At 72.5% G+C, this 19,435-nt stretch carries 15 protein-coding genes and 5 pseudogenes; 10 read left to right on the top strand and 10 right to left on the bottom strand.

The genetic code is table 11. From position 1 onward, the window contains the following. Nucleotides 1-91 precede the first annotated feature (91 nt). The 3 genes from N5875_RS17160 (at nucleotide 92) to N5875_RS17150 (ending at nucleotide 1,201) form a co-directional block, all read left to right on the top strand. The gene (locus tag N5875_RS17160; RefSeq protein ID WP_318212570.1) at nucleotides 92-280 is read left to right on the top strand and encodes a hypothetical protein; all 189 of its coding nucleotides are present in this window, start codon (nucleotides 92-94) and stop codon (nucleotides 278-280) included. A 49-nt stretch (nucleotides 281-329) separates the two neighbouring features. Continuing rightward, on the top strand, nucleotides 330-656 hold the full coding sequence (locus tag N5875_RS17155; RefSeq protein ID WP_338494601.1) for a hypothetical protein: 327 nt from the start codon (nucleotides 330-332) through the stop codon (nucleotides 654-656). Nucleotides 657-874: 218 nt separating this feature from the next. Then, nucleotides 875-1,201 (top strand): hypothetical protein, encoded by a 327-nt coding sequence (locus N5875_RS17150; protein ID WP_318212568.1) that lies wholly within the window; start codon nucleotides 875-877, stop codon nucleotides 1,199-1,201. Nucleotides 1,202-1,218: 17 nt separating this feature from the next. On the opposite strand, the gene N5875_RS17145 is transcribed toward N5875_RS17150, so the two are convergent. Next, nucleotides 1,219-2,859: a DNA repair helicase XPB gene (locus tag N5875_RS17145; protein WP_318212567.1), complete on the bottom strand. Its 1,641-nt coding sequence runs from the start codon at nucleotides 2,857-2,859 to the stop codon at nucleotides 1,219-1,221. A gap of 112 nt (nucleotides 2,860-2,971) precedes the next feature. On the opposite strand from N5875_RS17145, the gene N5875_RS17140 reads away from it, so the two are divergent. Next, the gene (locus tag N5875_RS17140) at nucleotides 2,972-3,550 is read left to right on the top strand and encodes a Uma2 family endonuclease (RefSeq protein ID WP_318212566.1); all 579 of its coding nucleotides are present in this window, start codon (nucleotides 2,972-2,974) and stop codon (nucleotides 3,548-3,550) included. Nucleotides 3,551-3,603: 53 nt separating this feature from the next. On the opposite strand, the pseudogene N5875_RS17135 reads toward N5875_RS17140, so the two are convergent. Continuing rightward, a pseudogene (locus N5875_RS17135) lies at nucleotides 3,604-6,127 on the bottom strand (helicase C-terminal domain-containing protein). 72 nt (nucleotides 6,128-6,199) lie between these two features. Here N5875_RS17135 and N5875_RS17130 point away from each other — a divergent pair. Continuing rightward, nucleotides 6,200-7,312, top strand: coding sequence for a hypothetical protein (locus N5875_RS17130; RefSeq protein ID WP_338494599.1), 1,113 nt, complete (start codon nucleotides 6,200-6,202; stop codon nucleotides 7,310-7,312). Nucleotides 7,313-7,327: 15 nt separating this feature from the next. Here N5875_RS17130 and N5875_RS17125 read toward each other — a convergent pair whose 3' ends face one another. From N5875_RS17125 to N5875_RS17115, 3 genes and pseudogenes are all read right to left on the bottom strand, one after another. Continuing rightward, nucleotides 7,328-8,143 (bottom strand): ABC transporter ATP-binding protein, encoded by an 816-nt coding sequence (locus N5875_RS17125; RefSeq protein ID WP_338494597.1) that lies wholly within the window; start codon nucleotides 8,141-8,143, stop codon nucleotides 7,328-7,330. Next, nucleotides 8,140-9,232, bottom strand: a pseudogene (locus N5875_RS17120) (iron chelate uptake ABC transporter family permease subunit). Before N5875_RS17120 ends, N5875_RS17125 begins: the two are co-directional and overlap by 4 nt. After that, nucleotides 9,229-10,233: an iron chelate uptake ABC transporter family permease subunit gene (locus tag N5875_RS17115; RefSeq protein WP_338494595.1), complete on the bottom strand. Its 1,005-nt coding sequence runs from the start codon at nucleotides 10,231-10,233 to the stop codon at nucleotides 9,229-9,231. The pseudogene N5875_RS17120 and the gene N5875_RS17115 overlap by 4 nt, the downstream one beginning before the upstream one ends. Before the next feature lie 129 nt (nucleotides 10,234-10,362). Between N5875_RS17115 and N5875_RS17110 the strand changes: the two genes are divergently transcribed. Beyond that, nucleotides 10,363-10,995 carry an HAD family hydrolase gene (locus N5875_RS17110; RefSeq protein WP_338494592.1) on the top strand — a complete coding sequence of 211 codons (633 nt, stop codon included), beginning with the start codon at nucleotides 10,363-10,365 and terminating at the stop codon, nucleotides 10,993-10,995. Here the strand turns inward: N5875_RS17110 and N5875_RS17105 are convergent. Next, on the bottom strand, nucleotides 10,983-11,261 hold the full coding sequence (locus N5875_RS17105; protein ID WP_338494590.1) for a hypothetical protein: 279 nt from the start codon (nucleotides 11,259-11,261) through the stop codon (nucleotides 10,983-10,985). The two genes, N5875_RS17110 and N5875_RS17105, sit on opposite strands and share 13 nt — an antisense overlap. 115 nt (nucleotides 11,262-11,376) lie before the next feature. On the opposite strand from N5875_RS17105, the gene N5875_RS17100 reads away from it, so the two are divergent. The 3 genes from N5875_RS17100 (at nucleotide 11,377) to N5875_RS17090 (ending at nucleotide 13,805) form a co-directional block, all read left to right on the top strand. Next, complete coding sequence (locus N5875_RS17100) at nucleotides 11,377-12,207, top strand: recombinase family protein (protein ID WP_338494589.1); 831 nt, start codon at nucleotides 11,377-11,379, stop codon at nucleotides 12,205-12,207. Beyond that, on the top strand, nucleotides 12,114-13,127 hold the full coding sequence (locus N5875_RS17095; RefSeq protein ID WP_338499182.1) for a zinc ribbon domain-containing protein: 1,014 nt from the start codon (nucleotides 12,114-12,116) through the stop codon (nucleotides 13,125-13,127). Before N5875_RS17100 ends, N5875_RS17095 begins: the two co-directional genes overlap by 94 nt. A 294-nt stretch (nucleotides 13,128-13,421) precedes the next feature. Further along, nucleotides 13,422-13,805 (top strand): cold-shock protein, encoded by a 384-nt coding sequence (locus N5875_RS17090; protein WP_318212558.1) that lies wholly within the window; start codon nucleotides 13,422-13,424, stop codon nucleotides 13,803-13,805. A 69-nt stretch (nucleotides 13,806-13,874) separates the two neighbouring features. Here the strand turns inward: N5875_RS17090 and N5875_RS17085 are convergent. From N5875_RS17085 to N5875_RS17070, 4 genes and pseudogenes are all read right to left on the bottom strand, one after another. Continuing rightward, nucleotides 13,875-14,731: pseudogene (locus N5875_RS17085) on the bottom strand (1,4-dihydroxy-6-naphthoate synthase). After that, nucleotides 14,728-15,533 (bottom strand): annotated as a pseudogene (locus tag N5875_RS17080) (futalosine hydrolase). The pseudogenes N5875_RS17085 and N5875_RS17080 overlap by 4 nt, the downstream one beginning before the upstream one ends. A 7-nt stretch (nucleotides 15,534-15,540) precedes the next feature. Continuing rightward, entirely contained in the window at nucleotides 15,541-16,020 is a 480-nt protein-coding gene (locus N5875_RS17075) for a DUF2771 domain-containing protein (RefSeq protein ID WP_318212555.1), read from the bottom strand. A gap of 166 nt (nucleotides 16,021-16,186) precedes the next feature. Beyond that, nucleotides 16,187-17,566, bottom strand: a complete 1,380-nt coding sequence (locus N5875_RS17070) for an MFS transporter (protein WP_318212554.1) — start codon at nucleotides 17,564-17,566, stop codon at nucleotides 16,187-16,189. Between the two features lie 515 nt (nucleotides 17,567-18,081). On the opposite strand from N5875_RS17070, the pseudogene N5875_RS17065 reads away from it, so the two are divergent. Further along, nucleotides 18,082-19,010, top strand: a pseudogene (locus N5875_RS17065) (DUF3027 domain-containing protein). Nucleotides 19,011-19,435 lie beyond the last annotated feature (425 nt).

Raw genomic sequence — 19,435 nt, 5'->3', positions numbered from 1 at the left:
GACGGGGTCCGCCTCACGTCGGACACGGCCGTCACCCCGGTTCACCCCCCAGACCGATGTGTTCGGAATGTCCGAATTCCATCATGGAGACATGACCGCGACGACCTTCACCCTCGTGACCACCGCGACCCGCCCCCGGGTCCGCCCCCTCGGCACCGCCCTGCGCGCGATACGCGCCTTCGGCGGTGCCGCGGCGGGCGTCGTCCTCCTGGGCGACTACGGCCCGCCCGAGGCCGGAGTCAGGAACCCGCGCCCTGAGTACGCGCCGGGCCCCGACTGAGTACGAGAACGTCTGTCGCCACGGGACGGCTCCCTGATGTGATCGCCCCATGACGACGACGCCCACCGACCGCACGGACCTCACCGACCGCGCCCCCGGCACCGACCCCTACGCCCCGAGCCCCCGCGCCCTGCGCGTCATCGCCGGACTCGGATTCGTCTTCCTGGCCGTGTGCTACGTCGCCACCATCGTGGTGGTGATCGTCGACGCCGTCGAGGGGGACGGCGCCGCCAAGGGATTCGTCACGGCGGGCTTCTGGGCCCTGGGCGTCGGAGCCCTCACCGGAGTGGCGGCCCTGATCGCCCCCCGCAAGGGCCTGGTGATCGCCGAATACGCCCTGGCGATCACGGGCCCCGTGCTGGCCCTCATGGACTGACCGACCGCTCCAGGGGGCCGCTCCACGGGTCCGCCCCCTCGGCACCGCCCTGCGCGCGATACGCGCCTTCGGCGGTGCGGCGGCGGGCGTCGTCCTCCTGGGCGACTACGGCCCGCCCGAGGCCGGCGTCGGGAACCCGCGCCCTGAGTACGCCCCCGGCCCCGACTGAGTACGAGAACGTCTGTGGCGGGCGGGCCGCCGCCTGATGTGATCACCTCATGACGCCGACCACGCCCACGCCCACGACCGACGACTTCGTCCGCACCACTCGGGACCTGCGCTTCACCGCCCTCGGCGGTTTCCTCGTCCTCGCCGCGCTCCTGGTTCTCACCGCGACCCTGGTCATCGGCGACGGCGTCAGCGGGGACGGCGTGGGCGGAGGCTTCACCGACGCCGCCTTCTGGATGTTCCCCTTCGCGGCGGCGGCCGGCCTCGTCGCCCTCGTCACTCCCCGGGCTCTGATGCCGGCCACGCCCCGTCGGGCCCTCGTCATCGCCCAGTACGCCCTCGGGGTCCTCGGAGTCTTCCTCCAGATCCTGGACTGACCGGACCGTGCCCGCCCCTACGGCGCCAGCAACTCGTCCGCGTCCACGATCCGGTACGCGTACCCCTGCTCGGCCAGGAACCGCTGCCGGTGGGCGGCGAAGTCCTGGTCGATGGTGTCCCGCGCGACCACCGAGTAGAAGTGCGCCTGGTGCCCGTCGGCCTTCGGCCGGAGCACCCGGCCGAGGCGCTGTGCCTCTTCCTGGCGGGAGCCGAAGGTGCCGGACACCTGGATGGCGACGGTCGCCTCGGGCAGGTCGATGGAGAAGTTCGCGACCTTCGACACGACGAGCACGCTGATCTCGCCGGTCCGGAACGCGTCGAAGAGCTTCTCCCGCTGGGAATTCGGCGTCTCGCCCTTGATGACGGGCGCGTCCAGGTGCTCGCCCAGCTCGTCGAGCTGGTCGATGTACTGCCCGATGACGAGGATCTGCTGCCCCTCGAACTTCTTCACGAGGGCCTCGGTCACCTTCCGCTTCGTCGCGGTCGTGGCGCAGAAGCGGTACTTCTCCTCGGCCTCGGCGGTGGCGTAGGCGAGCCGCTCGGAGTCGGTCAGGTTCACCCGGACCTCGACGCAGTCGGCGGGCGCGATGTAGCCCTGCGCCTCGATCTCCTTCCAGGGCGCGTCGAACCGCTTGGGCCCGATGAGCGAGAACACGTCGGACTCCCGCCCGTCCTCGCGGACGAGGGTGGCGGTGAGCCCGAGCCGGCGCCGGGCCTGCAGATCGGCGGTGAACTTGAAGACGGGCGCGGGAAGCAGATGCACCTCGTCGTAGACGATCAGGCCCCAGTCCCGGGAGTCGAACAGCTCCAGGTGGGGGTAGATCCCCTTCCGCTTGGTGGTGAGCACCTGGTACGTGGCGATGGTGACCGGCCGGATCTCCTTCTTCGTACCGCTGTACTCGCCGATCTCGTCCTCGGTGAGCGAGGTCCGCTTGACCAGCTCGTGCTTCCACTGGCGGGCGGAGACGGTGTTGGTGACGAGAATGAGCGTGGTCGCCTTGGCCTGCGCCATGGCACCCGCCCCGACCAGCGTCTTCCCCGCGCCACAGGGCAGTACGACGACGCCGGACCCACCGTGCCAGAAGCCCTCGACGGCCTGCTTCTGGTAGGGCCGCAGGGACCAGCCGTCCTCGGCGAGGTCGATCCGATGGGCCTCGCCGTCGACGTACCCGGCAAGGTCCTCGGCGGGCCACCCCAGCTTCAGCAGCGTCTGCTTGATCTGCCCGCGCTCGGAGGGGTGCACGACGACGGTGTCGGCGTCGATCCGCTCCCCGACGAGCGGCTGCACCTTCCGCGACCGCAGGATCTCCTCGAGCACGGGCCGGTCGGTGCTGGTCAGCACGAGCCCGTGCGTCGGATGCTTGGACAGCGTGAGACGCCCGTAGCGGGCCATGGTCTCGGCGATGTCGACGAGCAGCGCGTGCGGCACGGGATAGCGCGAGTACTCGACGAGCGCGTCGACGACCTGCTCGGCGTCGTGCCCGGCGGCCCGCGCGTTCCACAGCCCGAGGGGCGTCAGCCGGTACGTGTGGATGTGCTCGGGTGCGCGCTCCAGCTCGGCGAACGGCGCGATGGCCCGCCGACAGGCGTCGGCGAGCTCGTGGTCGACCTCCAGGAGCAGCGTCTTGTCACTCTGGACGATGAGTGGACCGTTCACGTACGTACATCCCTTCGCACGGGCCAAACATCCAGTGTGCCTGAGGTCCGGCGGTTGTCGGTGGGCCCTGCCACACTGAAGGCGACCGGTTCCACGAGAGGGAGGTGGCGAGATGAGCGTCGCGCACGATCCGCACTACGGGCCCTGGACCATAGAAGAAGTCCTGGCACTGGGGGAGGACCGCGGTCAGCGTCGTGAATTGATGGGGGAAGCGCTCATGATGTCTCCGGCTCCGGGAACCAAGCACCAGCGGGCGTCGTCGCGTCTCTGGAGTCTGCTGGATCGCGCCATGGAGGCGTACGGCGTGCCCGCCGAAGTCCTCGAAGCGGTCAACCTCATCCTGCCCGACGGGCTCTTCATCCCGGACATCGTGGTGGTCGAGGCCGCCGCCGCCGCGGAGAACCCGATCACGTACGACGCCGACGACGTGCTGCTCGTCGTGGAGATCGTCTCGCCCTCGTCGTCCGGCCGCCGTACCGACCGGCTGCTCAAGCCGCCGTACTACGCGGAGGCCGGCATCGAGCACCTCTGGCGCCTTGAGCTGGAGCCCGTGCCCACGCTGGTCGTCTGCGAGCTGCAGGACGGCCGCTACGTGGAGCGGACCGTCGCCGAGGCGGGGCGGACGACGCTGATCGAGAAGCCGTTCCCGCTGGAGGTCGACCCGGAAGCGCTCGTCAGCCCGAGGTCCTGACACCTGTCCTCCGGATCGGTCCGGGCTCTCGGGACCGACCCGGAGGACACGCCCTACACCTGGTCGTCCGCCAGCTCCGCGACACCCGTGATGCGGTGCAGCGGGTACGTGCGGACCTCGTCCGCCGTGTGGTCGTAGGCCGTCACGAAGCCGCCCTCCACCCGCACCGGGGCGATCACCCGCTGGCTCGCCCCGCCCTCCGCGTTCACGTAGCCGATCCAGACCGCCGAACCCGTCATCGCCGCCGCCTGGACCGTCGCCAGGGTCTCCGCCGCCGACGTGCGCGGCAGAGCGCCCGCCGCCGTCGGGGCCGCCGCCGGCTCCTTGCGGACCGCCGTCGCCGCCCGGTCGCCCGCCCGGATCGCCCGTACCGCCGCCCCGAGCAGCGTCGTGTCGGGCGCCGGGGGCCGTCCGGCACCGGCACCGGGGCCGTACGCGCGCCCGTGCGGTACGCGTCCGCCCGCGTGATCAGGACATCGCCCGTCGTCGACTCGGCCGCCGGCGCGTACCCCATCGACCGCAGCCCGTCGAGCAGCGACCCCGGGTCCGTCTGCGCCGCGAGCACCGTCGGCGCGAGCCGCCGCAGGCCGAGGGAGGACGAGCGGCGGTCCGCCAGGATCTCGCCGAGCACCGTGTCGTCGTCGCAGCGCACATACGCCGACGCCGCCCCGACCCGCAGATGGCCGTGGCGCCGCGCCACGTCGTCGACCAGGTACGCGAGCGGCTGCGGGACCGGCGTCCGCGAGTGCGCCTTCAGGAACTCGTGCAGATCGGTGGCGGTCTGGCCCGAGTCGAGCGCCCGCCGGACGGACCCGGGCGTGAACCGGTAGACCGTCGCGCCACCCTTCGACTCCACGTCCGCGAGCACCGCGAGCGCGTCGGCGAGCGGCCGCCGCAGCGGCCCCGGCGCCACCGCCGTCAGATCCGCCTGGAGCAGTACGTGATCGACGGCCTCCGGCAGCAGAGGGGCCAGCAGCGTCGCCGCCCGCCCCGCCGCCACCGACAGTTCCACGCCCCCGCCCAGCGCCCCGGCGGACGCCGCCTCCGCCAGCGGAAGGTTCAGCAGCGCACGAGCCGGACCCGACAGGGCACCCCGCCCGGTCAGACCGAGCAGCTCCGCCTCCGCCAACGCCCAGCGGGCCAGCCGTGACCGCAGGTCGCCGCCCTCCTCGCCGGCCGCCGCACCCTCAGCGGCCGCTCCCACCTCAGCCGCGCGAACAGCGACTCCGGCTCCACCGACGAACCCGGCGGCAGCGTCGCGAGCAGCCCGAGCACCCGGTGCCGGACCTCCGGCGCGGGCGACCGGTCCAGATCCGGACCGAGCACCGACAGCGTCCGGCCCTTCGTGTCCTGACCCCCGACCAGCCCCGGCGTACGGGTCGCCGTCAGCCACGGCGTGACGAGCAGCGCCCAGCGCTCCGCCGGCGGCAGATCGAGCCAGTCGTCGTACGCCGGAGTCGGCGCGTACCGCTCGTCAGCCTCACCGTCCGACGCCAGCAGCCCCGCCCCGTAACAGAGCTCCAGCCAGAACGCCGCCGTCTCCTCCGAGACGTCCAGCGCGGCCGCCGTCCGCTTGAGATCCCGTACGGACAGACCGCCCGCCCGCAGCACCGGCGGCCCACCCCTGTCCCAGGACTTCAGCAGCTCCTCGACCGTCGCGAGCGCCAGCTGTGCCTGCCCGGCCGCCGCACTGTCCACAACCTGTGGGCGGTACTCCCGCAACACCCCCGGCACCGGCGCCACCGGCTCCGGCACCCGGTGCGCCCGCCCGCCCCGCAGATGCAGCGCCACCTCACGCGGCAGCACCATCGTCCGAGGCGACACCGGCAGCAGCAGCCCCCGGTCACGCAGCCACCGCACCGGCGGCGCCGGATTCGCCGTCACCTCCCCGTACGGCGGACCCCACACCAGCCGGTCGAGCACGGACAACGCGTCCGGCGACGCCGTGTCGAGCAGCGCCCCCATCCGGTCCCGGTCCGTGAACAGCTCCGTCAACGCCGCCACCGCCGACACCGCGTCGTGCGTCCCCGGCAGCCCCGCCGCCGCGATGATCTCCTGCACCCGGCCCGGCGACATCCCCGACGTCGCCTCGGCCACCGTCGGCCCGAGCCCCGTCGGCGACGGATGCTGCGCCGACGGCGCGAGCAGCTCCCGCGCCGTCCGCACCAGCCGCAGCCGGTCGTCCTCGCCCCACACCAGCGCCTGCTCACGCAGCAGTGCCACCGCACCCGGCAGCGCCGCCTCGATCACCGGATCACCCTCGTCGCCAGTGAGCAGCCCCAGGAGTACGGGGTACGGCGCCGGGTCCTGTGCCACCGCCAGCGCTTCGGCCGTCTGGAGGGCGAACCTGTCGAGCCGCTCCAGGGCCCGCACCACCGAACCCCGCGTCCCGGCGCGCGTCGCCAGCTGCGTCAGATCGTTCGGCACGGGACTCAACAGATCGGGCCGGGCCCGCAACAGCGCGGCGAGCCCCTCGTCGCCCCGCGCGCGCAGCGCCTCAGCGAGTGTGCGGGGCGCCGCGGCGGCGCCAGTTACCTCGGGCACGTGCGCCTCCCGGTCGAGCTCACCGATCCCCATCCGGACCACGTTAGCCGCTGCGCAGGCGCTAACGTCGGGCCGTACCGGGCGAACCGGCCGTGGAGGGGCAGCGTGGGGATCGAGAGCGACCAGTTGGTCTACGACTATCTGAGCCGGGTCGGCGATCTGGCCCAGCAGCGGCAGCTGCCGGCGAGCGACCGGATGCGGCTGGTGTCCACCCTCCGCAACGAGATCGACCGCCGCCGCGCCACCCACGGCGAGGAGAGCCCGGCGGCGATACGAGGCATCCTCGGCGCGCTGGGAACCCCTGACGAGGTGGTGGAACGGGCAGAGGGCCCGGGCGCGGCGCCGCCGCCCACGCCTCCTTCGAAGCCGGCGAAGAAGCCTGTGCCGAAGCCTCGCGCGGGGGAACGGTCGGGGAAGCGCCTCGGGTGGGTGCCGGGCAGCCGCCGGTCCCGCGAGGGAGCGGCCCCGGTGTCGACGCCGAAGCCGATGCCTGAGCCGACTGCGACTCCGGCCCCGGACGCCGCGGTCGCCGACACCACCGACGCGGTGGGCCTCGCCGGGGCGGACGCCGGCACGGACTGGTGGCAGGTCGACGCCGCCGACGGCCTCCCGGGCTTCGTCGGCGGGGTCGAGCGCCCGGACCTCTTCAAGGAGCCCGTCGCCGAAGAGGGCGAGGACGACGACCGGGACGGGGACGACGACCGGGACGGGGACGGGGACTGGGAGGACGACGAGGACGCGGCGGACCCGGCGGACCCGGTCCCCGGGAAGCGCCGCCGCCTCGCCCGTATCCTCCTCCGCCGCAGGCAGACGGCCCCCGAGGCCGAACCGGACGCGGACGAGGGCACGGAGCCCGAGGCGGCCCCGGTCTCCCGTCTCCGCCTCACCAGCCCCTTCGTCCTGCTCGCCGCGCTCCTGCTGCTCGGCGGCGCGCTCTTCGGCTCACTCGTCGCCCTGGCCGCGGGCTGGCTCATCGCGTACGCCTCCCGCCGGCTGACCCCCGGCGAGGTCAAGGGCGCCGTCCTGGTGATCCCGGGCCTCGCCGCCGCGTCCGGCATGGCCTGGCTGTGGGGCCGTGTGGAGGGCCGCTGGGGCGAGCCGGTGGCCGCGGGCGGCGAGGCGATGGGCGTGGCGATCTCGGAGACCTGGCCGTGGGTCCTGCGGGGCGCGGCGGTCGCGTCGGCCCTGTTCCTGCTGTGGAGGGCCCGGAGGCACTGACCGGGTGAGCTCAGCTCACCCCGCAGAAACCTTCACATCCGCATCCGCGTGCCACGGCGCCCCCGGCACCACCAGCGGCGACCCCGTCACCGGGTCCGGGACCACGACCGACGCCAGCCCGAAGACATCCCGTACGAGCTCCTCCGTCACGACCTCCCCCGGCGGCCCCTCCGCCACCACCCGGCCCGCCTTCATGGCGATCAGGTGGTCGGCGTACCGGGCCGCCTGGTTCAGGTCGTGGAGGACGAGGACGACCGTGCGGCCGCGCAGCCGGTTCAGGCGGCGGACCAGGTCCAGGACCTCCACCTGGTGGGAGATGTCCAGGTAGGTGGTCGGCTCGTCGAGGAGCAGCAGGTCCGTCTCCTGGGCGAGGGCCATCGCGATCCACACCCGCTGCCGCTGCCCGCCCGACAGCTCGTCCACGGAGCGGTCGGCGAGCGCGGCCACGTCCGTGCGGTCCATCGCCTCGACGACCGCCCGCTCGTCCTCCTCCGACCACTGCTTCCACCAGGCCTGATGCGGCTGGCGGCCGCGTGAGACCAGGTCGGCGACGGTGATCGCCTCCGGCGCGACCGGTGTCTGCGGCAGCAGCCCGATCGAGCGGGCGATCCGCTTCGTCGGGAGCTTCGCCAGCTCCTCCCCGTCGAGGAGGACCGCGCCGCCCGCCGGCCTGAGGAGCCGGCCGAGCGCCCGGAGGGTGGTCGACTTGCCGCAGGCGTTGGGGCCGACGATCACGGTCACCTTGCCGTCGGGGATCGCCAGGTCCAGCTCGTGGACGACGGTGCGGTCCTCGTAGGCGAGCGTCAGCTCGCGCGCGGTCAGCCTGCTCACGCCTTGCCTCCTGAGGATGCTGCGGTACGGCTCCGGACGATGAGCCAGATCAGATACGGGGCGCCGACGGCCGCCGTGAGGACGCCCACCGGAAGTTCGACGGGCGACAGGAGCCGCCGGCCGATCAGGTCGGCGAGGACGACGACCGCGGCGCCGGTCAGCGCCGAGGCGAGCAGCGGGATCTGCGCGGTACGGGTCATCCGGCGGGCGATCTGCGGCGCGAGCAGCGCCACGAAGTCGACCGGGCCCGCGACCCCCGTCGCCACGGACGCGAGGACGACGCCCACCGCGACGAGCCCGAGCCGGACCCGCCCGAGCCGTACGCCGAGCGCCGTCGCCGTGTCGTCGTCGAGGGAGACGGTCCGCTGCGCGCGGGCCGCCCACCGGCACGGCGGGCAGCATCAGCAGCAGCGTCCAGCGGATGGGCGCGGACTCGTCCCAGCCGCGCCCGTTGAGCGAGCCCGTCATCCAGATCTGGGCCTGCTGGGCGACGAGGAAGTCGCCCTTGGTCATGAAGAGGGTGGTGAGCGACCGCAGCGCGATCGCGAACCCGATGCCGATCAGGACGAACCGCGTCGCGTGCAGCCCGCCGCGCCACGCGAACGCGTACACGAGCGCCGCGGCGAGCACACCGCCGGCGATCGAGAGGTACGGCAGCACGGTGTACGAGGTGAGCCCGAAGGTCATCGCGGCGACGGTGACCGCCCCCGCGCCCTGGCTGATGCCGATGATGTCGGGGCTGGCCAGCGGGTTGCGGGCGACGGTCTGGATCAGCGCGCCGGCCACCCCGAACGCGGCGCCGACGGCGAGCGCGACGACGAGCCGCGGCTCCCGCAGCTCCGCCACGACGAACGTCGACGGCGACGGCTGCCCGAGGAGGACGCGTACGACCTCGGAGGGTTCGACGAACCGCTCACCGACGCAGAGGTACGCGATCGAGGACGCGGCCAGGAGCAGCAGCAGGCCCACGGTGACGGCGGCGGACCGCCGGTGCACCAGGAACGAGGCGCGCCCGGCACGCACGAGCCCGTACCCGGCGGGCCGCAGCGTGTCCTTCGTGGGTCGGACAGCAGTGGTGGTCGTACTCACGCCGCCACCGCCTTCCGGCGTACGAGCGTGACCAGGAACGGCACCCCGATCAGCGCCGTCATCACCCCGGCGGGCACCTCGCCCGGCGGGAACAGGATCCGCCCGGCGACGTCCGCCACGAGCACCATCACCGGACCGATGACCGCGGCCATCGGCAGCATCCACCGGTGGTCGGAGCCGACGACGGCCCGCGCGATGTGCGGGACGGCGAGGCCGACGAAGGCGATGGGCCCGGCGGCGGCCACCGCCGCGCCGGTGAGGACGGTCGCGCCGATCCCGCCGACGATCCGCACGGTCGCGACCCGCTGCCCGAGCCCCTTGGCGACGTCCTCGCCGAGCGCGAGCGCGTCGAGCCCGCGCGCCACGGAGACGACGAGGAGCGAGCCGAGCAGCAGGAAGGGCCAGATCTGGCCGACGATCTGGGCGTCGCGCCCGTCGAGGGAGCCGATCTGCCAGAACCGGAACTCGTCGAGCGCGGAGGCCTTGGTGGTGAGGATGCCGGTGGTGACGGAGAGCAGCAGTGCGTTGATCGCGGCCCCGCCGAGCGCCAGCTTCACCGGGGTCGCGCCGCCGCGCCCGCTGGACGCGATGGCGTGGACGGCGACCGCGGCGAGGGCGGCGCCGGCGAAGGCGAACCACACGTAGCCGGTGAGCGTGTGCACCCCGAAGAAGGCGATGGCGAGGACGACGCCGACGGAGGAGCCCTGGCTGATGCCGAGGATGCCGGGGTCGGCGATCGGGTTGCGGGTGATGCCCTGGAGGGCGGTACCGGCGAGCGCGAGCGCCGCGCCGACCATCAGCCCGATGAGGGTCCTGGGCACCCGGAGCTGCCGTACGACCTCGGCGTCGGGGCTCGTACCGCCGTGCAGCAGGGCGTCGAACACCGTGGACGGGGCGATGGCGCGGGCGCCGACGGCGAGGCTCAGGAGCACGGCGAGGAGCAGGGCGACGAGAGCCGCCGAGGTCGCGAGGACCCGTCTGGAACGGAAAGCGGCTGGCATCAGGACCCATCGGGCGGTGAGGTTCGGTAAGGCTTGGCTTGGTTCAACTGGCTCGGCTCAGTGTAAGCAGCAGCGATATTCGAACACCTGGGTCATGGGTCCCCCGGAACGGTCCCCGAGAATGGCCCCATGACGACCTCCACGGAAAACGCCTCCGCCCCGCTCACCGTCGGCTTCGACCTCGACCTGACGCTGATCGACTCCCGCCCCGGCATCAAGGCCGCCTGGGAGGCGTTCTCGGCCGAGTTCGGCGTCCCCGTCGACGCGGACCTCGTCGTCAGCCGCCTCGGCCCGCCGCTCGAGCACGAGATGGCGTACTGGGTCCCCGCGGAGCGGGTCCCCGAGATGGTCGCCCACTACCGGACGCTCTACCCGGCGTACGCGATCGAGCCCTCGCCGCCGATGCCGGGCGCGAGGGACGCGATCCAGGCCGTACGCGACGCGGGCGGCCGCACCATCGTCGTCACCGCGAAGAACGGCCCGCACGCCGAGCTGCACCTCGCGCACCTCGGCATCGAGCCGGACGCGATCGTCGGCGGCCTGTGGGCCGAGGGCAAGGCGGAGGCCCTGCGCGCCCACGGCGCCCAGGTGTACGTCGGCGACCACATCGGCGACGTCCGAGGCGCCGCCACTGCGGGCGCCCTCTCGGTGGCCGTCGCCACCGGCCCCTGCGCCCCCGAGGAACTGAAGGCGGCCGGCGCGGACGTCGTCCTGCCGGACCTGACGGAGTTCCGCCCCTGGTGGGAGAGCTACCTGGCCTGAACCGACGCGGCCGGAACGCTGCGCGCCTGCCGCCGCTGAGCCGCGATCGAGCGCAGCACCCCGGCGGCGGCGACGGCGAATCCGACCCCCATCAGCATGGAGACGGTGTACGCCACCGTGGGGAACGGGTCCGTACCGAGGAACAGCGGAGCCACGGTGACCAGCGTCGCCACCGCACCGATGGCGAAGAGCACGACACCGGCCTTGACGAGCCCATCACCCGGAGCGCTGTCGTTCGCCGGCGCGGCAGGGGTTTCGTTACGCATCCGGCCAGGGTAGTTCCCAGGCCGAAGGAACACATCGGCGACGTCTTGTCACCGAAAACGCGTGCTTATCGACAAGTCCTATGAGGCTGCCTGAACACGCAATACCGTGCCGCTCATGGAACCCCACCTGCGCTATCTGGCGTGCCTGCGACTGTCTTCCGACTCCGACGAGTCGACCGCCATCGTGAGGCAGCGGAGGGGTGTCACGCATTACCTCAACGCACCGCATGTGGCAGGTGTCCTCGTCGGCGAAGCCGAGGACACGGACGTCTCCGGTGGTCTGTCTCCGTTCAAGCGGCCTCAGCTCGGCAGCTGGCTCAACCACCGCGCCGACGAGTTCGACGTGCTCATCGCATCCCGGCTCGACCGCTTCACCCGTCGGTCCCTCCACTTCAACGAGTTGCTGAAGTGGTGTCAGGACAACGGCAAGTTCATCGTGTGCGTCGAGGAAGGATTCGATCTTTCCACCGGCCCCGGAAAGATGATGGCCCAGATCACCGCCGTCTTTGCCGAGGCCGAATGGGACGCGATCCAGGCCCGTGTCCTGAACGGCGTCCAGACCCGCCTCGAGAACAAGTCCTGGCTCGTGGGTGCACCGCCCGCCGGGTACAAGATCGTCTCCGTGGAGGGGGAACGTCGGAAGGTCCTGGCGCGGGACGAGACCTATTGGCCTGTGATCGAGGACATCAAGACCGGGATCCGTGAGCGGAAACAGTCCACGCACAAGATTGCCAAGGAGTTCAACGCGAAAGGCGTTCTCACCTGGAGCGATCATCTGCGCGTGTTGAAGGGCCAGGAGCCGAACGGCGTCTTGTGGCAGGCCACGATCATCAACAAGATGGTTCGCTCGAACTGGTTCGCCGGCATCTACACGTACAAGGTGAAGCCGTCCTCGGTGACGACGGCGACCCGTTCATCCTGCCCGACCAGCCCCACGCGGACCTGAACGAGTGGTTCGACCTGGTCGGCAGGATCGCTCCGAAGGAGAAGAGTGGCGGCGACGGGCCGCGGGCCCGGGCATCCAGAAGCCTGCTCGCCGGAATCGCCAAGTGCGGAGAGTGCGGTGCGCCACTGGCCCGGGTCTCGACCTCCGGTGCCAAGCGCAAGGACGGTACCCGTACCCCCTCGAAGTACTTCTATCGGTGCACGAACCGGTTCCGAGGTGGCTCCTGCACGAAGGGGGCTTATATCTCGTGTGAGGAACTGGACCGGGTCGCCGAGGACATCATCCTCGCGAGTGTCGGCCAGTGGCAGCAGTACGAGCGGGCCGGCGCGGCTCTCTCGTACGAGAAGGAACTCGGGGTGGCCGAGGTGCGGCTCACCAGGCTCGAAGCCGACTATCTCGCGGGAAAGTACGACGGCGAGGGGCAGGAGGACTCCTACTGGCGGATGCACAAGTCCCTGTCGAGCAAGGTGCGGCACCTGAGGAAGCAGGAGGCGGAGCGCAGAGATCCGCCGATCAGGCCGACCGGTCGCCAGTACAGCCAGGTATGGGAAGGAAAGGATCAGGACGACCGCCGGTCCTTCCTGAACGAGTACAAGGTGACCATGTGGGTCTGGCGTGACTGTCTGCCGGACATGGTTCGAGGAGAGCGCTCCGGGGCCGTGCTGGACCTCGGCGAGATCGCGAGGCTCGCGGCGGAGCAGAAGCTCGTCATGCCGGAACAGGTGGACTGGCTCTGGCGCGGCTGGAACGTTCCGGAGCACTGGACATCCCCGCATCTCCTGAAAGATCCCGAGGCACGTGGGGGCCCGGCCGAGGGCTACGAACCGATGGAGCTGCCCAAGACGCTGCGCGTCCGGTGGGACGCGTACGAGCAGCGGCGCAGCTCGCGCGGAGAGGCCGTTACGGCCCCGTGGGCCTGACCTGACAGATCCCTCTCCTCCATTCGTCGCAGGAGGGGGTTTTGTCGCATCTCCCACAGGCATTCGCCGCCCCGGCACCACCGACATGTGCTGTGATGTGCGTGCCTTCTCGCCGTTCCCGGGCGAGCCGCAATCGATGTCGGCCACTTGTGCCGACCGGTATGGATGGAGCGGCTTGACGGGGGGTACAGAGCCGGGGAGGCTTCCAGGCGACACGGCAGGCACGAGCAAGCGCTAGATAGCCTGACCTGCGAAGACAGTGGTTTGGCTAACTGGTGGAATGGGGTGCGTGCTTTGCCTACCGGCAAGGTCAAATGGTTCAACAGCGAGAAGGGCTTCGGCTTTCTCTCCCGTGACGACGGCGGCGACGTCTTCGTCCACTCGTCGGTGCTCCCTGCCGGAGTCGACGCACTGAAGCCGGGGCAGCGGGTCGAGTTCGGGGTCGTCGCCGGCCAGCGCGGCGACCAGGCACTGTCCGTCACGATCCTCGACCCGACGCCGTCCGTCGCCGCGGCGCAGCGCCGTAAGCCCGACGAACTGGCGTCCATCGTGCAGGACCTGACGACGCTCCTGGAGAACATCACGCCCGCGCTCGAGCGGGGCCGCTACCCGGAGAAGACCCAGGGCGCCAAGATCGCGGGCCTGCTGCGCGCGGTCGCGGACCAGCTGGACGTCTGATGCTCTCGGCCGCCCTCGCACCGCTGCGCGGGCTTCGGGCGGCTGCCGGACTCCGTCCGGCGGTCCCGGCTACGGGAACGACAGCGCGTCCGGGCCGAGGGGCGGTACCAGCCCCTCGGCCGCGGCGCGGGTGAGCAGCCCGCGGACCGCCGCGTACCCGTGCTCGCCGAGGTCGGCCGTGAACTCGTTGACGTAGAGCCCGATGTGCTGGTCGGCGACCTTCGGGTCCATCTCCTGCGCGCGCTCTCCATGACGTACGGGCGGGAGGCCGCCGGGTCGTCCCAGGCCATCCGCACCGACGTACGGGCCGAGTCGGCGAGCCGCCGCAGGGTCTCCGGACCGAGGGAGCGGCGGGCGACGATCGCGCCGAGCGGGATCGGCAGGCCGGTCGTGGACTCCCAGTGCTCGCCCATGTCGGCGAGGCAGTGCAGCCCGTAGTTCCTGTACGTGAAGCGGGCCTCGTGGATGACGAGCCCGGCGTCGACCTTGCCGTCGCGCACGGCGGGCATGATCTCGTGGAACGGCATCACGACGACGTTCCCGACCCTTCCCGGCACCTGCTCGGCCGCCCAGAGCCGGAACAGCAGATACGCGGTGGAGCGCTCGCTCGGCACCGCGACCGTCTTCCCGGCGAGGTCGGCGCCGGTCGCGTCCTCCCGGGTGAGGACGAGCGGCCCGCAGCCGCGGCCGAGGGCGCCGCCGCAGGGCAGCAGCGCGTACTCGTCGAGGATCCAGGGCAGTACGGCGTACGACACCTTGAGGATGTCGTGGCCGTCGGTGCCGCTCTCGGCCCAGCCGTTGGTGATGTCGATGTCGGCGAAGGTGACGTCGAGCCGCGGGGCGTCCGGGACCCGGCCGTGGGCCCAGGCGTCGAAGACGAAGGTGTCGTTCGGGCAGGGCGAGTAGGCGATCTTCAGCTTGGTCACGACGGCTCCAGCTCCATGAAGACGGTCTTGCTGAGCAGCTCGAAACCGTGCCGGAGCGCGTTCAGGGCCTCGCCGATGCGCCAGGCGGCGCGGTCGCGGGGCCCGACGGCGTTCGACACGGCGCGGATCTCGACGACGGGCACGCCGTACGCGGCGGCGGCCTCGGCGACGCCGAAGCCCTCCATCGCCTCGGCGGCGGCTCCGGGATGGCGCGCGGCCAGCTCGGCGGCGCGGCCGGCGGTGCCGGTGACGGTGGAGACGGTGAGGACGGGCGCGACGGTGTGCGGCAGGCCGGCGGCGTGCAGGGCGTCGGCGATACGGCCGGTCAGGTCCTCCGGCACGGGGTGGACGGACCGCCCGAAGCCGAGCTCGTCGACGGTGAGGTACCCGTCGGGGGTCTGGGCGCCGAGGTCGGCGGCGACGACGGCCGACGAGACGACGACCGACCCGAGGGGCGCGCGAGGCTGGAACCCGCCGGCGATCCCGGCGGAGACGACGAGCCCGTAGGGGTGGTCGGTGCCGTACGACTCGGTTGCGTACGGCTCGGTGCCGTACGACCCGGTGGTGCCGGTGAGCGCGGCGTACGCCAGCGCGGTCCCGGTCGAGGCGGCGACGGCGGCGGGGCCGAGCCCACCGACGAGTACGTCGATCATCCGCACGCGACCGCCCGGTGAGTCCGTGTGGCGGCGCAGGACGAGACCCCCGGCAGCGGGAGCAGCTCGGGGGCGCCGAGGCCGAGGCCGGCGGAGACGGAGTCCGCCTCCGCCGCCACGGCCGTCACGATCAGGATCCGGTGGACCACCGGAGGATCAGGATTCCTTCTTCAGCTGGAAGTGCCAGATACCGGTCAGCTTCTTGCCGGTGTTCTCGACGATGGTCACCTGGGAGGTGTCGGTGGCCTCGCCGGTCTGGCTGGAGAAGAAGGCGCTGGCCGGAATGGTCCGGTACGTCTTCTTGTACGGCTCCGGCTCGGCCTGCTGGCCGCCGAGGAAGATGGTCCAGCCGTTGTCCGCGATCTCGGGGTCGACCCCGAAGCGGATCTTGTCGTCCATCGCCACGGTGATGGACTTCTCGGCCTTCTTGTTGAGGCACTGCTGGATCTGCGACTCCTTGATGGCTTCGCCGTCGTTGTAGCAGGCGGCCTCGGAGTGGATCGAGTCGGACCCGACCGTCACGGTCGCGATCGGAGTCGGCTTGTCGCAGGCGGAGAGAACGAGGAGCCCGGCGGAGACGGCCCCGAGGGCGACGGCGGCCCGGCGGCGCGAGCCGGAGAAGAACGCAACGGTCATGAGCCGAAGGCTATCGGGCCGCGCGCGCCCGCGCCACGCGGGGGTACGGCGTGCCGCTGTCCGGTACCGGAAGGAGGGCGGCGGGTGAGACGGAACGAGGGTGGCAGGCGAGACGGAACGAGGGCGGCAGGTGAGACGGAACGAGGGCGGCAGATGAGAGCGATTCCTACGCCACCCGCGCCTTCGACCGCCCCTTCGGCCCCGGCCGCCGCCGGGCCGCCGTGAGCAGCCCCCGTACGGCGAGGAGCGCGCCCGTGGCCAGGATCCCGGCCGCCACCGCCATGCCCAGGGACCCGTTCAGGGGCAGGGCGATGCCGATCGCGCCACCCACCACCCACGCCATCTGCAGCGCCGTCTCGGAACGCGCGAACGCCGAGGTCCGTACGACCTCCGGCACGTCCCGCTGGATCAGCGCGTCCAGGGACAGCTTCGACAGGGCCTGGGTGAGGCCCGCGACCGCGCCCAGGACGGCCACCATCACCCCGCCGAAGAAGATCGCCGTACAGATCGCCGTGGCGCAGACCACGCTGATCATCGTGGCGATGATCACCTCGGGCCCGTGCCCCCGGTCCCGCAGGAGCGAGCCCATCGCCGTGCCGCAGGCGTTGCCCACGCCCGCCGCCACGCCCACGATCCCCAGGGAGACGGCGGCGCTCTGCCCCGACAGCGGGTGCTCGCGCAGCAGGAACGCCAGGAAGAAGATCAGGAAACCCGACAGCATCCGCTGCGCCGCGTTCGCCTCCAGACCGTGCAGCACCGAGGGCCCCACCGTCCGCAGGCTCGGCTTCCGCTCGCCGTGCGTCAGCAGGTGCGCCCGCCGCTCACCCTTCGCCGAGTCCACCTTGTGCGGCATCCGCAGCGCCCAGAACGTCCCGAGCAGGAACAGCGCGCACGCGCCGTACAGCGGATAGCGGGGCCCGAGCACCTGGAGCCCGGCACCGATGGGCGCGGCGATGCCGGTGGCGAGCAGCCCGGCCAGGGTGACCCGGGAGTTCGCCTTCACCAGCGAGAAGGTCGGTGGCAGGAGCCGGGGTACGACGGCGCTGCGCACCACCCCGTACGCCTTCGAGGCCACCAGGACGCCGAGCGCCGCCGGGTACAGCTCGATGCCGCCGGTGGCGACCGCCCCCGACATCATGATCGCGAGGACCGCCCGGGTCAGCATCGCGCCGGCCATGGCGGCCCGCCGCCCGTGCGGGATGCGGTCGAGGAGCGGCCCGATCACCGGGGCGAGGAGGGTGAAGGGGGCCATGGTGACGGCGAGGTACAGGGCGACGCGGCCGCGGGCCTCGTCGGTGGGGACGGAGAAGAAGACGGTGGAGGCGAGGGCGACGGTGATCATGACGTCCCCGGCGCCGTTCACCGCGTGCAGCTCGATCAGTTTCCCGAGCCCCGACTCGCCCGCGCCATGGGCGTGGGTGGCCTTGCGGATGCCCTTCGCGGTCCCCGTGAACGGCAGGTGCAGGGCACGGCCGACCTTCCGGCCCGCTCGGCGGAGCGGTCCGGCATGATCTTCGGATCGTGCGGGGGACCGTGCGGCTGCCACTCCGTCATAGTGCCCCACCGGCACGCAGGACGAACCGTGGCGCGGCGGTGAAGGCGACCTCGGAACCGTGCACGAGGGAGACGCGAGGGGCGGGCGAGGGCTGTGTGAGGGGTACGCGAGGGGCGCGCGCGGGCTGCGCGAAGGGCGAGCAAGGTGGACGCTGGGGCTGCCCGCGTGGGGTGCGCGGCGGCTGCGCGGCGGCTGCGCGAGGGGCGCGCGAGGGGGTTTCGTAGCCTCCCGGGCGTCCGCGATCCGGGCCACTTGGGACGGGCAGGTGGGCTGAGGCTCGCGAACGGGGTAGCGTGCGTAGCGCGTCACCGGCGGAAGCTCTCGGCCGCGCGCCTCTTCGGCATCCCGCAGAATGGATGACGATAGGTGTGCCCGAGACACGCGAGACAAGTCGGGTGCGCGGACGTCGATGCGGCCCACAGGTCCGCTCCGCCCGCTGCCCGTGGCTTCGCTCCCGCCCCTCGGCCGGCGCACCCGTGAGACGGCGTAGGAGAGAAGCGAGACCTGTGAGTGCTGCGACGACGCGAAGCGGTACCCCGCGTACCCCGCGAGCCACGCGTATCCCCGACCGCCTGTGTGCCGAGGCCGTAGAACTCGCGCGGGAGGCCGCCGAGGAGGCGGCCGCCCCCGGGATCGTCGGCGCACATGTCGAAGTGATCGCCGAGGGTGACCGTGTCGTCACCCACTACTTCGAGTCCAAGGAGCCCGGCTACCGGGGCTGGCGCTGGGCGGTGACGGTCACCCGGGCCTCCCGCGCCAAGAACGTCACGCTTGACGAAACCGTCCTGCTGCCCGGCTCCGACGCGCTGCTCGCCCCCGAGTGGGTGCCGTGGAGCGAGCGGCTGCGGCCCGGCGACATGGGCCCCGGCGACCTGCTGCCGACCGAGGCGGACGACCTGCGCCTGGAGCCCGGCTACTCGGGCGAGGACGCGCCGCCGCCGAACTCCGTGGTGTCGGAGGAGCTGGCGGACACCTCGACGTCGAGGACGCCGAGATCGTCGCCCGTACCCCTTCGCGGGGTGCGATCGCCGCGGTCGCCGAGGAGCTCGGCATGCGCCGGGCCAGGGTCCTCTCCCGATACGGGCTCCACATGGCAGCGGACCGTTGGGAGGAGTCCTTCGGCGCGCGGACGCCGATGGCACAGGCCGCCCCGGCCACCTGCGAGTCCTGCGCGTTCCTGGTGCCGCTGGCGGGCTCCCTGAAGCAGACGTTCGGCATCTGCGCCAACGAGTTCGCCCCGGCGGACGGGCGGGTCGTCTCCCTCTCGTACGGCTGCGGGGGCCACTCGGAGGCCGCGGTCATGCCGAAGCCGCCGCGGCCGGCGCCGCCGGTGCTCGACTCGATGGGGGCGGACGCGTTCCCCCTCCGCCCGGCGAAGGACTCCGGCTCGACGACGGAACCGGACGCGACCCAGGAAGACCTGGGCCACTCGTAACCCCTGGGGCCCGCGGCCAGTCCCGGGGGCCCGCGGCCCCTGCGCGCGCGCGCCCACCCCCGTGTGGGGGCGCCCGCGCCCGCCCCCCGCCGTGTGGGCATTCGTCCCTCCCCCAGACTTCGTCCGGGGGGACCCCCAGGGCGGGACGGGTGGGCACACGGGACGGCGCGCTCTGGCGGCGCCTCCGCCCCTTGTGCCTGGACCCGCACTCCTTGCGCGCCGCACCTGTGGTGCGGGTTCAGGCGCGGGAGCCTAGGCCCGGCAAGGGGCGCCGTCCGTTGTGCCCACCCGTCCCGCCCTTGCGGGACGATTGCCCACAACGGGGGGGCGACGGGGCGAAGCCCCAACGGCGGAGGCACGCGGCCCGGCCCGCACAGATGCACCCTGGACATAAAGGGCGCCCCCGCACACCCCCACCCGCGCCC

Origin of the sequence: Streptomyces sp. SJL17-4, assembly GCF_036826855.1 — a bacterium.
Lineage (GTDB): Bacteria > Actinomycetota > Actinomycetes > Streptomycetales > Streptomycetaceae > Streptomyces.
Note: the sequence above shows the minus strand (reverse complement) of the source record. Positions and strands in the feature narration are given on the sequence as shown.

Bases quoted from the DNA above. Each gene is read 5' to 3' on its own strand.
- N5875_RS17160 (WP_318212570.1), top strand. From the start codon at position 92: ATGACCGCGACGACCTTCACCCTCGTGACCACCGCGACCCGCCCCCGG.
- N5875_RS17155 (WP_338494601.1), top strand. From the start codon at position 330: ATGACGACGACGCCCACCGACCGCACGGACCTCACCGACCGCGCCCCC.
- N5875_RS17150 (WP_318212568.1), top strand. From the start codon at position 875: ATGACGCCGACCACGCCCACGCCCACGACCGACGACTTCGTCCGCACC.
- N5875_RS17140 (WP_318212566.1), top strand. From the start codon at position 2,972: ATGAGCGTCGCGCACGATCCGCACTACGGGCCCTGGACCATAGAAGAA.
- N5875_RS17115 (WP_338494595.1), bottom strand. From the start codon at position 10,233: ATGCCAGCCGCTTTCCGTTCCAGACGGGTCCTCGCGACCTCGGCGGCT.
- N5875_RS17110 (WP_338494592.1), top strand. From the start codon at position 10,363: ATGACGACCTCCACGGAAAACGCCTCCGCCCCGCTCACCGTCGGCTTC.
- N5875_RS17105 (WP_338494590.1), bottom strand. From the start codon at position 11,261: ATGCGTAACGAAACCCCTGCCGCGCCGGCGAACGACAGCGCTCCGGGT.
- N5875_RS17100 (WP_338494589.1), top strand. From the start codon at position 11,377: ATGGAACCCCACCTGCGCTATCTGGCGTGCCTGCGACTGTCTTCCGAC.
- N5875_RS17075 (WP_318212555.1), bottom strand. From the start codon at position 16,020: ATGACCGTTGCGTTCTTCTCCGGCTCGCGCCGCCGGGCCGCCGTCGCC.